This window comes from Allobosea sp. 10N428 (assembly GCF_056394545.1).
In genome coordinates this window covers 222,316-236,098 of the sequence record NZ_JBFTIC010000003.1, presented here as the reverse complement: position 1 = coordinate 236,098, position 13,783 = coordinate 222,316, and the positions used below count along the sequence as shown (strand labels likewise).

The window sequence follows — 13,783 nt, the reverse complement described above, 5'->3', positions numbered from 1 at the left end:
ATTATCAAAAATAGTTTACCAATTTTGATTTCAATTGCGCGCTGATTTTCCGCCGAGCTGCAATTGATTTTGAGAGATTGGACGGATCGCAATTCAGCCGCTTGGCGAATTCGGTCAAACCAATTTCGGCAATTTCGGCCCTGGCCAATTCGCGCAATTTGGCGACGTCAGCAATTTCGGCATTTTGCTTTCCAATTCCAGCGACGACTTTCGTCAGCGTCGTCGATCGGACTTTTCCACCCTTCCCGAGCTTGCGCAGCGTCGTGCGGGAGATCCCTGCATCTTCGGCCAGCTTCCGATCGCTTCCAAATGCCATTGCCAGGATTTCGGCGATTATGGCCTCAGCTTCCGGGCTCACGCCGTATTCGACGCTCAGCTCGTCATCGACGCCCAGGATCGACTTTTCCTCCCAATTGTTGGCTTCCTTGCCGATGTAGCGGATGCCTACCGCCTGGATGTGCCGTCGCCCTGTCACCCCGACATCATGATAGTCAGCGTTCTCGAATTTCGATTCCGGGCTGAGGTGGTAGCTGCGCAGGGCGTCCGCATTGGATTTCAGCAATGCGCGATCGATCGGCGTTCCCGTCTCCCTGTCGAAGCAATGGCCAGCCGCTTCGGCCGTATTGCTGAAATACGGTGCGATCGGTCGTATCGGGGCGCTTCCGGTTCGTTTTGCGGATTTGGGAACCATCAAAGTGTTCTTGGCCTGGAGCGCACACATAAAGCCAAATGGCTTCACCTGCTCGCCATAGGGCCGCGAAGCGTTGTAGCCCTTAAACCATGTCAGCAGCGCGGGCGTCGTCGCGGCATAGCGCGACACTGCGGGATTGCGCAGGCTGCGGTGATAATCCAGCGGCACCACGGCGGGTTTGTCAGTGTAGGTGGCGCAAATGATCTTGAACCAAAGGTCGTACTGCCAGCGCCGGACGCCGATTTCCGAGAGTTTTGCCGATGGCGCGGGGATTGCCGATGGCGCTTCGTCCTCTGCATACGGGTCCAGGAGATGCCCAAGCCCATGCGCCGACGCCTTGCGAATGATGGGTACGCCGTCGTCATCCAAGTTGAAGAGAACGTAGCGCTTCGACGAGATCGCAAGACAGCAAAGCGGCACGATGTCCCGCTTTCCGATTGCGAAATTGGCCTCCTCGATTTTGAGCAGGGGCCCTTTCTGCTCGTAGGGATTTAGCGGCAGGAACCAATCGCAAACCGCTTTGGCGCGGTCGATAAATTCGGCCTCGCCCATGTCGTCCGGCTTTGCGATGGCCATGCTGTCGGTATCGCAAAATGCCCAATTGAGGCCGGCGTCAACGATCGCCCGCTCAGTCAAAGCCAACATCAGCCGCGCCGCGCCGGTAATGAGAGTGCCGAGCAAAGGGTGGAAGTAGCTGCCGGGCTTTTCCGACACCGTGGTTCCGATCGCGAAAGGCTGCGCTCCACCAAAATGGCAATCGCGGCGTTCCTTCTTGTCCAGGTCCTCGACATTCACTTCTATGAAAATGCCGTAGCTCGTCGAATTCGCGAGAATTTTCAACGCATACTGTTCGCTGTCCAAGCGATCCCGTTCGGCGCCTTTCGCCGCGTGCATGCGCTGTTTGATGCGCGAGCGATGATCGATGAGATGACGGTAGGCGTCGTCGGTATAGGGGGCGATGGAAGGACCGTTCTGCCCCGCGATGCGGACGGCCTTCAAATTGGGCTGAGGCTTACCGGCTTCGAAGGTGACAGCGCGAACAACCTCGGGAGATTTGCCGCTCAGGAACTTCGACGCGAGGCAGTCGGCAAGCGTGAACCATAGCAACCCGTCATAGCTCAGGTGATTGAGCCCGATCGTGGTCGAGCTGGCACCATTCCCCTTCGCCGTGGCCGGCGGTTCATATCGCGCTCGAACCGGCAGAATATCGCCGTCGGGCTTGATCTGCACGAGCGTCGTAAGGCGAAGCCAATTCTCCGGCTTTTGCAGGTCGGCCGGTGTCGCGCTGGCAAGCCATGCGGACGTTTCGGCGGTGCTGTCGCGGTGGCTCATCGACTCGGCAATGACAAAGGGCCAAAGACGCATCAGCGTGCAGACAGTCGGGTACATCGACAGGAAGTCGCAATAGAGCACGCGCGTCGGGACGCGCCGGATATGGACCTCTGCCCGCCCGCCGAAATACGTGCTGAGGATGGCGCCGACGATCACATCGGGGAATTCAGGCTGAAGGTCGCGCCAGGGTCGGATTCCCATCTCCTTGAGATAAGCCTTGCCCAAGCCGGCCTCGCTGAGGATCTGGCTCACCTCCGACAGAGTTAGACCGTGCTCTTCGAAGCGCTCTTTCAGCGCGACGTAGGCCTCCCAAGTCACCTGCACGTCCTGCATGGCGTAGCTGAGATATTCCAATGTAAGGGTTTTCCCGTGCTCGTCGGTTTCGGCCTTCTGCGTCTTGAGCTTGAGAAACTTCGCGAGAGCGCCGAGCGAAAAGGATCGGCTCGTCAACGCGGCAGCGATGGTTTTGAGATCGACGAATGCGCCGCGACGCACAGCCGGCTGATCGGTTCTTCGGGTCCGGCGATTGTCGAAACGCTTTTTTTGTCCAGCGAATTGGATGAAGGCCGCACGGCTGGAAAGGTGCTTGACCTGAACGCGCGGCTTCCATGGATCGGCCGACAACTGCATGCTGTAGCCGCCTTTCATGGTGCGCCGAGCCGGCTCGTGTCTCCTGGCCAGGCGCGAGAGATCGAACGGCAAGTTCAGCCCGACGATGCGGGCGCGCAGATCGAAAGCCATGCCGTAGAAGACGTCATCGACGAAGGCGGCGACAGTCATGCATTCCAGGCCGCGCTGTTTGGCGAAGGCCTGAAGCAAGACTTGCTCTGCCGGCGATAGCGTGTCCGGATCGCAGAAGATCCCGGCCGTGTGGATCGCATCGCCTTCGCGAAACTGAAATCCGCCGAACCTGATGCGCTGCGACGGGTCCGTCGTGGTTTCCGTGTCGAAGACAAGCGTGAATACAGACGGTCCGGCCTGGCGCTTGCGATTCTTTGAGGTTCGTGACGCTGCCTTTGTCGGGACATAGGCTCGAATGAAGATTTCCAGCGGCTGCGAGAGGGAGGTTGCGGGGTGTGTCTCGTGGCGGAGTATGGTCATGCCTGACCTCCAACGGTCATGGTTTCCAAAGCAGCGAGCTCAATCAGCTTGCGGCCGAATTCATCGAGGCGGCCAATGAGGAGCCGGAACAGGTCGGCGATGCCCAGCAGGTAACGGCCGATCACCTCCAGGACATGCGGTGGTTGGGAGAGGGGCGCCGGATGATCCTTCTGCAGTTCAGTTTGTTTGCGGTGGCAGTTGCGGCAAGCGATCACAACGTCATCGTGGATTGCGCGGCCGGCGATGTGGTGCAGCTCCAGGCAATGGGGAAAATCCTCATCGCAATGCAGGCAGCGCGGTTCGTTTGAGCCAAGGCGTTCGTGAGCACGCTCCAAACGGATTGCGCGCTTCAATGCGATTTTCTTCTCGTGGGAATTCACGGTCGTGATCCTTATTGAATGAGCCGGTAGACCATCTCGAAAGCCTCGAATTCGCTGTTTGCGAGACGATGAATGGTATTCGGGCGGCTTTCGAGGAAGTGGGTGCGGCCTGCGATGTCTTTGACGGACTGGCCTTTGAACGGCGCGAGCAACGACGCGTCGTTGGTGTTCAGGAAGTTCTTCACCGCTGCTTCATGCCGGCCGATGAGCGAGGTTTTATCGAAGCCGGCGACTTTCAGAACGCGTGGTCCTGTGGTCGTAAATGCCGACATCTCTCGGGGACGTTGGTCGTTGAAGACCCAAGTACGCCCCTGCCGCTGCGCCAATTCGTTCTCGCGAATGAACTTGCGGAAGCGCTCGGCTGAGACGCCCGCCTCTCGTGCCGCGCCGCTTTGGCTTTGCGTACGGCGAAGCTCTTTCAGCGCGGCTTCAAGGCGGGCGTCCGGCACGGCCTGTGTAGGCGGCGCGCGTATCGGTTTCTCGCCTGCTCTGGCATGACCTCGCGCTTGGGATCGCGAATGGCCTTTGACGAAGGCCCGCATGAGCCTGCGATTGTATTCAAGCTTGTGGTCTCTCGGCATCGAATCGGCCTCCAATGAGGCTCCATCGATTCCGAGTCTTCACCATCGCCGCACACAGAACGGGTGGCATCTGTAAAATTGGGCGTAGCTTGTGACGCGAGATGAACTGCTATCTCAGATCAACACTCATCCCGAGCGTGCGGGATTGCCTCCAGTCACGGCACGGATGCTCCGTGATTGGATTGATGAAGGTCTGCTGCCGCCGCCCAAGCCGATCGGCCAAAAACGAGGTATAAACCCAATTTGGAAATATTCAGAGATTTGCTTGGAAGCCGGATTGAGAATAATAACTCTGTCTTCGCAAGGAATTAAACGTAAATCTCTCGCTAGAATTTATCTTTGGATCGATGATTTATTATTTGAATACAAATCGGCTCTTGAATCAATAATATTAGAGCATTCGCGACTTCAAAAAAATACCACCCGTCATATGCGGAAGCAGTTCGATCACCGCGATCGATTGCTTCCCAGTGAGCATGCACATGCTATCGTGAAAATGCAGCAGCCCGATCCTGGTGTCGCTCCGTGGAGTTCTGGCGTTTCCCCCAATGATATGCTGCTGGCCGGTTCGGTGGCAGTCTGGGGGGGCGGCGAGGTACCTGTCTCGATCGAGAATGAATTCGTCGCGCAGCTCGCGGACAAAGCTGCCGGCCTATTTGGGGATAGTGAATCGACTGATCAATCGGCGCATTCTTACCTTGTCCGGGCGACCGAAATCGACCTGAGGACTGGCACGGCAAGCTATTGGCAATTCATGCAAATTTTTTGGATTGCTCACGCATTTTCTGGATTCACATTGGACGTGCGAGATGCGACATTTCTGGACGGATTTGCGGTCGCAGGCCGTTCACTAGTTTCGCCAGACTGGGTCGTTGCAAATCTCGCTATGGCAGTCGCCCAAGCCGTTAGGGAGCGTGAAAATATTGCACCCTCAGGCGCGGGAAGAGGAGATTGAACGATCATGGCGCTGGCGCTCTGTAATATGGGCCGGTCGCTCTCAGTTGTCGAAGCGTCCGACCAAAACTCAGCGCAGCACCGATCCACTTATTCTATGCGGTCACGGCGTCGCTCTGAAAATCGAATCCGGCTCACTGCTGGTCCGCAACGGTTTCACACACCACCCACAGGAGCGCGAGGAATTCCGTTTTTTTCGCGGAAGCCTGGATATCCCGCCGCAGATCATCATGTTGGACGGCAGCGGAAATATCACATTCGACGTGCTGAATTGGCTTGCCGAACAGAATGTGACCCTGACGCGCCTTACCTGGCGTGGCGAAATCGCGACCGTCCAGTCCCCCAATGGCTACGCTGCAAATCCGCATCGCGTGCAGTGGCAGCGGGAAACCCGCGCCAATCACGCGGCGCGCATGTCTTGGTGCATCGACCTGATATCGCGCAAAATCGAAGGCTGCATTCTGACGCTGGAGAAGGCTGTCCCGCGCTCGTCACGGTGGAACGCCGCGATGGAGCGGGCCTATGCGGATTTGTCTGTGCTGGAATTGACGCCGCCGCAGGACATTTTCGCCTTGCGCATCATCGAGGCCAACAGTGCTGCTTCATATTTTCGAGCATGGCGCGACATTCCGATCAAATGGCGGGGGCTTACGCGAAGTCCAATCCCAGACGACTGGCGATCCATCGGACCGAGAACTTCTGACTTTGCATTGGCTGGAAGTCGAAATGCATCCCACCCCGTGAACGCGATCCTAAATTATGCTTATACAGTGTTGGAGAGCCAGCAGCGACTGAAAGCGGTAGCCGACGGATACGATCCAACGATCGGAATCATGCATGAAGGTGGACATGGAGTGTCCGCTTTCGTCTTCGACCTGATGGAACTGCAGCGCGCGGACATTGACCGTTCCATCATAGATTTGCTGAAATCAACTCCTTTGCACCCAGCGGATTTCATCCTCCGATCTGATGGCGTTTGCCGGCTTAGTCCACAACTGGCGCGACAGATTGTTGCGATCTCAATAGCTGCATCGCGCAGAGGTTTGTAAAAAATGCCCTGCCATGCTCGAAAAAGCACAGCGGGTCGCACATTCAGGCCCGTGAGCTTCGCCAAACGTGTACCAATGTTACCATGATGCTCACCGATTCGGACGTTTGAGTGCACCAGGCTATGCAGGATTTCCCGCACCAGATTACCGACAATATCGGCGATATCTTTCAAGAGACCATTGGAACGTGGCTGTCGCGGCCATCGCCCGACCGCGCCCAGCAAGTTTGTTTTGACCTCCCGGTCGTTCTAGCGACCGACATTGGCCTTCAGCGGACCGAAAATCAGGATCGCGTCGCAGCCTTTAGGATCAATCATAGCCAACCGATAATTGCGATCGTGGTTGCCGACGGTATGGGCGGCATGAGAGATGGCGAAAAGTGCGCCTCGTTGGCGATTTCGTCATTTTTCTATGCATTAGCTCTCAATAGGCACCAAGGAATTGAGCAGCGGGCTGCCGCTGCAATCTCTTTTGCGAATGACATAGTCCATAAATTTGCAGGCGGGCACGGCGGAGCGACCTTCTCCGCACTGTTATTTGACATCGGCGCCGCCCCTGTAATCATCAACGTCGGCGATAGCCGGATTTACTCCTGCGGAAAAGGAGTAAAGTTAGAACGCTTGACAATAGACGATTCACTCGAAGAGGCTGTCGGCGGCCACGGCCGCGAACTCCTTCAATTTATGGGCATGGGGAAAGGTATTCAGCCTCATATTAAATCCATATCTGCAGATGTACAACAGCTAGCCATTACTAGCGACGGGATCCACTACATCGACCAGTCGACGTTTGCAAGTGTACTATTTCATGCTTCTGAACCAAAAACGGCATGCGAGCGCCTATCTGCTTTGGCTCGATGGTGCGGCGGTCATGACAATGCATCTATTGCCTTAGTTGACCTGAAGGCCGTTTCCTCACATCTTTCAAAAAGCCAAGATGGCACGATCCAGATTTGGGATCCATTTGGCATGCTATCTATAACATGGCTTCGGAACGGCCACGACGCTCCCCAGCGACCGTTGAACACAACTGACGAAAAACTGCCGGCTAAAGCGGCAGCCAATGCGCCGCCCCCAACGCCCAAAGAACGAAAAACGGCACGTCGTACGCCAAAAAAGCCCGAACGAAATCGCGGGCAGGCGCCCTCAAAAGACGAAATCCAGCTCGAAATCCAGATCGAGAAATCTCCCGATCCGAAAGACGACGATGATCATCGCGAATAGATACAAACCCACCGGAGCGACGGCAGCCGGTGGAATGGGTGAGATATTGGAGTGTACGGACACTCACTTGCAGCGCGCGGTAATTATAAAGCGGCTACAAAAGGGTATTGAAGAACGCAGGTTGTTAGATGAACAAAAAGCCCTAGCGAAACTGCGCTCAAAACATGTCGTTCAACTTTATGATATAGTACAGATCTCCGATAGAGGAGCACCAGAACTAGCCATCGTGCTTGAATACATTGAAGGCGAAAACTTGAATGTCGGCTCTTTTAAATCCGGTCGCAAGTATCTTCACGCGCTGTGGCAAATTGCCTGCGGTCTTCGCGATATTCACGAGTCTGGAGTGATCCACCGAGACATAAAGCCGAGTAATATACGACTCGACAAAGAGGGCGTAATAAAGATCATAGATTTTGGACTATCGCGCTCTGTCGATCAAGCAAAAACGCGGAGTATAATTGGAACGCCAGTTTTCATGGCCCCGGAGCTTTGGCTAGGTAAAACCATAAGCTTTGACGCATCGATTGATGTTTATGCATTCGGTGCGACAGCGCTTGCTCTAATCGGAACGAACGCGCCAACAGAACTTATACAACAACCGCCTCGACCCATATCGCTTCCGGGACTTTCGGCAATTTTACCAGGAGTCCCAGCGCAAATAGCAACGCTTATACACCGATGCCTTAGCCCTAAGCCAAATGATAGACCCGCAATGGCAGAAGTGCGACATACAATTGAGAAGCAGCTACTCGAAAATCAGCATCGAGCACTAGTTATCTTGGGCAACACTGCGCATCAGTTAGATCGGATAAACAAGAAAATATCCGTGAACGCCGGCGCTGTTGGTACAATTGAAATTGAATACGATGGATCTGATTTCTTTGTTACCAATGCGAAGGGTTCTGTTTTTTTGAACAACGCTTCCGCAAAGCCTGGTGATGCCGTGCCGGGTTGCTGCGTGATAACATTCGGAATCCCTGGACAAAACCGCCGCTTCGTTACGTTTGACGTTTCAATGCCAGAGGTTATGCCGTGAAAAAAGGCCAACTAATTTCTAGCCGGTACAAGATCGACCGACATATCGGACGCGGCGGAATGCAAGATGTTTATCTGGCGCACGATACTTTGGTTGATATAGAGGTCGCAGTGAAGACACCGCAGCCCGGCCAACCTCTTAAAGGATTCAGTAAAAGCGCAGTGATCGCTGCGCGTATAAACCATCATAACGTGGCAAAAACCTATGATTACTTCATTGAAAACGATCAACCGTTCCTGGTTGAGGAATACGTCTCGGGTCAGACACTAGAAGAAAAATTGACCCGATTTGGCGCGGTAGACCCGCATTTAGGAGCGCGTGTGCTCAGCCACTTGGCAAAAGGAATTGCAGCCTCGCATCATGCTGGGGTTATCCATCGCGATCTAAAGCCTAGTAATATTATTGTCGAACTTGGAGTGAATTTGCATGAACTTAAGATCACTGATTTTGGCATCGCGACGCTGACAGAGGAAGTATTCGCTCTGGCCGCGCGGGATGGCGGCGATCTTACTCGATCGACTTCAGGCACAATCAAAGGTGCGCTCCCCTATATGGCGCCTGAAATGATGTTTAGAAATCCCGGTGAACATCCAGGGAGTGCCGCCGACATCTGGTCACTTGGAGCGTTGATGTTTCGAATTTTAGCTGGAGACTTTCCATTTGGTGTTTTTCTAGATGCAGCGGTTAACGTAAAGAATAGGACGCGAAAGCCTTGGCCTAATTTTATGGCCAGCAACACACAGTTGGCACCTCTAGCAGTAGAGCTTCAAAACATAGTTGATCGTTGCCTGAACTACGACCCCAAATTGAGGCCTACAGCAGATCAGCTAATATCGGAGTGCTCAAAACTGTGCTATATAAATGTCGATCGGATCGAAGGATCTGTACATAGATTGATTCAAAATGGGTATAGCGGCTTCGCGAATGACCATCATGGTCAGACGTTCTTTAGTATGGAGAGTGTCTACGGCACGCGCCGCCCTGATAGTCAGATTAATCAAAAAATTTGCTATTCTCGCTTCCCCGGAATGCCGCAACATCGGGGTCATCCCGTCGTCGTGATTGACTGACCGATTATTTCATGCCCCGCATGTGCCACCAACGGGCTCCATAAGCACGCCGCGTTTGGACCACGCACATATTTATACGTCGCCCTAGTTGCGCACCCGTCCCGACCGGGTCGCCACAGGCCGCTCAGTCACGAACTCATGAATCTTTGCGGTCAAAACCGGCACAGCTGACGTATCATCGCTATACCCCTTTTTGTTCTGTATGTCAGCTTGTGTCAGGAGAGGCAATTTGAGCCTCCCGTCATGCCATTTTATCATGCGGTATTTCTTGTTGCCCTCATCGTATGCGATTGGTGCATGGCTGGCCGCTGCGTTTCCCATCCCGGCGCCTGCCGTTTCCTGTTATTGCGCGGGGAATCTCCATTTGTTTTCGAAAGTTGCCAACGTGTCCTCCGCCCCCGCCCAAACGGCCCCGAACTCGCCGCGACGCATCCTGCTGGCGAGCCTGATCGGCACGACGATCGAGTTCTTCGACTTCTATATCTATGCGACGGCCGCGGTGATCGTGTTCCCGAAGCTGTTCTTCCCGGGCGGCGATCCGACCACCGCCATGCTCCAGTCCTTCGCGACCTTCGCGATCGCCTTCTTCGCGCGGCCGATCGGCGCCGCCATCTTCGGCCATTTCGGCGATCGCATCGGCCGCAAGGCGACGCTCGTCGCCGCGCTGATGACGATGGGGCTCTCGACCGTGGCCATCGGCCTGCTGCCAACCTATGCCGCGGTCGGCGTGCTCGCGCCGCTGCTGCTGGCGCTCTGCCGGCTCGGGCAGGGCCTCGGCCTCGGCGGCGAGTGGGGCGGGGCGGTGCTGCTCGCGACTGAGAATGCCCCTCCCGGCAAATCGGCCTGGTACGGCATGTTCCCGCAGCTCGGCGCGCCTGTGGGCTTCATCCTCGCGACCGGCAGCTTCCTCGCGCTCGACGCGCGGCTGACCGATGAGCAGTTCTTCAGCTTCGGTTGGCGCATCCCGTTCATCGCCAGCGCATTGCTCGTCTTCATGGGACTCTATGTCCGCCTCCGGATCAGCGAGACTCCTGCCTTCCGCAAGGCGATGGAGAAGCACGAACGGGTGCGCGTGCCCTTCGTCAGCGTCTTCGCCGAGCACAAGCTCGCGCTGCTCTGCGGCACTTTCGCGGCGCTCGCGACCTTCGTGCTGTTCTATCTGATGACCGTGTTCTCGCTGAGCTGGGGCACGACGAAGCTCGGTTTTTCGCGCGATCAGTTCCTGCCGCTGCAGATGATCGGGGTCGTGTTCTTCGGCCTGACCATTCCGGTCTCGGCCGTGCTGGCCGATCGCTTCGGGCGCCGGCAGACCCTGTTGGCGACGACGCTGGGCATTGCCGTTTTCGGCTTCGTGCTGGCGCCGCTCTTCGGCTCGGGCAGCACCCTCGGCGTGCTCGCCTTCTTCGTCGTCGGGCTGTCGCTGATGGGCTTCACCTACGGGCCGCTGGGCACGGCACTGGCGGAGATGTTCCCGACCTCCGTTCGCTATACCGGCGCCTCACTCACCTTCAATCTCGGCGGGATCGTCGGCGCCTCGCTCGCTCCTTACGTCGCGACCTGGCTCGCGACGGAGAAGGGTCTGCCCTTCGTCGGCTATTATCTCAGCCTCTCGGCCGTGATCACCATCCTGGCACTGATCGGGGTGAGCGCGCTGGCTTCGCGGCAGGGCGCGGATGTCAGCGCGGCTCCGGCGCGCTGAGGGGCTTTGGTCGTCATGCCCGGGCTTGACCCGGGCATCTCTCGCCGAAGGGCTCCCGGCGTCTCTCTGGTCTGAGATTCTGGGGTCGAGGCTCCGCTTCGCCCGAGAATGACGCAAGGTTTTAAGGTTTCTCCGAGCCCCTCGAAAAGCCCCGTCAGCCCATCGCCGCCTTCACCGTCTCGACGAGCTGCTTCATCGTGAAGGGCTTGGGCAGGAAGTGGAAGTCTTCGCCCTCCGGCAGGTTCTTGCGGAAGGCCTCCTCGGCATAGCCGGAGACGAACACGACCTTGGTGTTCGGATTGCGCTTGCGCAATTCGCCCAGCAGGGTCGGACCATCCATCTCGGGCATGACCACATCGGAAACGACGAGGTCGATCTGGCCGTCGTTCTTGAGGAAGAGATCGAGCGCCTCGACGCCGGACGCGGCTTCGTGGACGGTGTAGCCGCGCGAGACCAGCATGCGCGCATTCAGCGCGCGCACCGCGTCCTCGTCCTCGACCAGCAGAATGATGCCGGCGCCGGTGTGGTCGGCGGCGAGTTTCTTGGGCGCTTCCTTGGCCGCGGCCTCGGCAGCGATTTCCTCCTGGCTCGGGACATGGCGCGGCAGGAAGATCTGGAAGGCCGTGCCCTTGCCGACGGTGGAATCGACGAAGACATAGCCGCCGGTCTGCTTGACGATGCCGTAGACCATCGAGAGGCCGAGGCCTGTGCCCTTGCCGACCTCCTTGGTGGTGAAGAAGGGCTCGAAGATCTTGTCGATATGCTCCTGCGGGATGCCGGTTCCGCTGTCCTCGACTTCAAGCAGCACGTAATCGTCGGCGGGCAGGGCGGCGTGGCTGAAGCTCACGCAGTCCTCGCGGGCAACGTTGCGGGTGCGCACCGTCAGCTTGCCGCCGTCCGGCATGGCGTCGCGAGCGTTGACGGCGAGGTTGACGATGACCTGCTCGAGCTGGCCAAGATCGGCCTTGACCGGCCAGAGGTCGCGGCCCTGCCGCACGTCGAGCGTCACCTTGTCGGCGACGACGCGCTTCAGCATCAGCGAGAGATCGGAAAGCACCTCGCCGAGTTCCAGCACCTGCGGACGCAGGGTCTGGCGGCGCGAGAAGGCGAGCAGTTGCCGGACCAGCGCGGCGGCGCGGTAGGCGTTCTGTTTGATCTGCATGATGTCCGGGAAGGACGGGTCGGTCGGCCGGTGGCTCGCCAGCAGGAACTCGGAGGCGTTGATGATGACCTGCAGCACGTTGTTGAAGTCGTGTGCGATGCCGCCCGCGAGCTGGCCGACGGCCTGCATCTTGCCGGCCTGGTCCATATTGTCGCGCAGCTTGCGCTCCGCCGTGGTCTCCAGCGCATAGACGATGGCACGCTCGCCGTCGCCGTCCTCTGAGGCCGAAACCGGGGTGAGGTAGAGCTTGGCCGAGCGGCCATCCTCGCCGGAGAGGGAGAGATCCAGTGGGCTCACCGTGGCGCTGCCCTCAACAACCTCGGCCAGGGAGCGATCCAGGCCGGAATCGGGCGTGACGAGATCGTGGATCGTGCGGGGCTGCGTGCCGGATGGGGCGAGCCGGGCGAAGGCGGCGTTCGAGCGCAGGATGGCGCCGCTCTTGTCGACGGTGGCGATCGCCATCGGCGTCGAGTGGAAGAAGCGGGCGAAGCGGACCTCGGCATCGCTGCCACGATCGGCGCCGGCCTCGCCTGGGGCACGGTTGAGGACCAGCGTGCGGGAGGGGCCGGCGCGGCCGTCCTGCCCGAAAGCGACCTGATGATGCAGCCGCACCGGCAGCGGGTTGCCATTGCGGCGCTTCAGATCGACGTCGAGGACCTCGACGCGGACATCGCCGGGCTGGCCGCGGATGGCCTGGATCAGCGCTGCGGCGGCGGGCGTGCAGATGTCGTCGAGTTGCAGGCCGCCGGAGCCGAAGCGGGCAAGGTCGAAATCGAGCCAGCTCGACAGCGTGGCGTTGAGATAGGAGACCTCGCCGTCGGCGTCGATCGAGATGAAGCCGGCCGGTGCGTGGTCGAGATAGTCGATCGCGTGCTGCAGCTCCTGGAAGGCGTTCTCCTGCCGCTCGCGCTCGGGCGTGATGTCGGTGACCGACCAGAGCGTGGCATTGCCGGTCTCGCGCCGCACCGGCGTGACCCGCACGCGGTACCAGCCGACCGCACCGCGCCCGCTCAGCGCCGGTTCGAGACGGACTTCCTCGACCAGACGGCGGTTCTCGCGGGCGGCGGCGGCGAGCCGGTAGATCGCCTCCGAGACGTCGGCGCGGCCGGTCAGCAGACGCCCGACCGGCTTGAGGTCGTTCGCGCCCGTGGCGCCCGCCAGCACGAGATAGGCCTCGTTGGCGTAGACGATCTCGTTCTCGCCCTCCGTGACGACGATGCCCTCATCGGCGCCGTCGACGATCGTCTTGGTGAGGTCGTTGCGGGCGGCACGGCCGGAGAACTGGACGAGGCCGATGGCGAAGGCGAAGAGGCCGAAGACGCCCACGACCGAGAGCAGGGCCAGCAATCCCAGGATCAGGGGTTGCGCCCATTCATTGGCGAGGAAGCCGAGCGCGATGGCGGCGCCGACGAGCAGGCCCGCGACCAGCAGGATGATGCCGATATGGCCGGGCTTGTCGGAGCGATCGATCGTGGTCGCCGTGGTGCCGCTCATGCGGTGAAGTC

General features: G+C 58.3%; 10 protein-coding genes. 6 read left to right on the top strand and 4 right to left on the bottom strand.

The window, feature by feature from the left end:
• Positions 1-4: 4 nt before the first annotated feature.
• From AC1DDA_RS11405 to AC1DDA_RS11395, 3 genes are read right to left on the bottom strand one after another with little or no spacing between them, the layout of a single operon-like run.
• Entirely contained in the window at positions 5-3,124 is a 3,120-nt protein-coding gene (locus AC1DDA_RS11405) for a DNA polymerase domain-containing protein (RefSeq protein ID WP_476795824.1), read from the bottom strand.
• The gene (locus AC1DDA_RS11400; RefSeq protein ID WP_476795823.1) at positions 3,121-3,504 is read right to left on the bottom strand and encodes a hypothetical protein; all 384 of its coding nucleotides are present in this window, start codon (positions 3,502-3,504) and stop codon (positions 3,121-3,123) included. The genes AC1DDA_RS11405 and AC1DDA_RS11400 overlap by 4 nt, the downstream gene beginning before the upstream one ends.
• An 11-nt stretch (positions 3,505-3,515) precedes the next feature.
• The gene (locus tag AC1DDA_RS11395) at positions 3,516-4,085 is read right to left on the bottom strand and encodes a hypothetical protein (RefSeq protein WP_476795822.1); all 570 of its coding nucleotides are present in this window, start codon (positions 4,083-4,085) and stop codon (positions 3,516-3,518) included.
• A gap of 91 nt (positions 4,086-4,176) precedes the next feature.
• Between AC1DDA_RS11395 and AC1DDA_RS11390 the strand changes: the two genes are divergently transcribed.
• From AC1DDA_RS11390 to AC1DDA_RS11365, 6 genes are all read left to right on the top strand, one after another.
• Positions 4,177-5,040: a MerR family transcriptional regulator gene (locus tag AC1DDA_RS11390; protein ID WP_476795821.1), complete on the top strand. Its 864-nt coding sequence runs from the start codon at positions 4,177-4,179 to the stop codon at positions 5,038-5,040.
• A 46-nt stretch (positions 5,041-5,086) separates the two neighbouring features.
• Positions 5,087-6,088: a CRISPR-associated endonuclease Cas1 gene (gene cas1, locus AC1DDA_RS11385; protein WP_476795820.1), complete on the top strand. Its 1,002-nt coding sequence runs from the start codon at positions 5,087-5,089 to the stop codon at positions 6,086-6,088.
• Between the two features lie 122 nt (positions 6,089-6,210).
• A complete protein-coding gene (locus AC1DDA_RS11380) occupies positions 6,211-7,311 on the top strand; it encodes a PP2C family protein-serine/threonine phosphatase (protein WP_476795819.1) in 1,101 nt (366 codons plus the stop codon).
• Positions 7,295-8,347, top strand: coding sequence for a serine/threonine protein kinase (locus AC1DDA_RS11375; RefSeq protein ID WP_476795818.1), 1,053 nt, complete (start codon positions 7,295-7,297; stop codon positions 8,345-8,347). Before AC1DDA_RS11380 ends, AC1DDA_RS11375 begins: the two co-directional genes overlap by 17 nt.
• A complete protein-coding gene (locus AC1DDA_RS11370) occupies positions 8,344-9,417 on the top strand; it encodes a serine/threonine-protein kinase (RefSeq protein ID WP_476795817.1) in 1,074 nt (357 codons plus the stop codon). Before AC1DDA_RS11375 ends, AC1DDA_RS11370 begins: the two co-directional genes overlap by 4 nt.
• Before the next feature lie 385 nt (positions 9,418-9,802).
• Positions 9,803-11,116 (top strand): MFS transporter, encoded by a 1,314-nt coding sequence (locus tag AC1DDA_RS11365; RefSeq protein ID WP_476795816.1) that lies wholly within the window; start codon positions 9,803-9,805, stop codon positions 11,114-11,116.
• Positions 11,117-11,270: 154 nt separating this feature from the next.
• Here AC1DDA_RS11365 and cckA read toward each other — a convergent pair whose 3' ends face one another.
• A complete protein-coding gene (cckA, locus tag AC1DDA_RS11360; protein WP_476795815.1) occupies positions 11,271-13,772 on the bottom strand; it encodes a cell cycle histidine kinase CckA in 2,502 nt (833 codons plus the stop codon).
• Positions 13,773-13,783 lie beyond the last annotated feature (11 nt).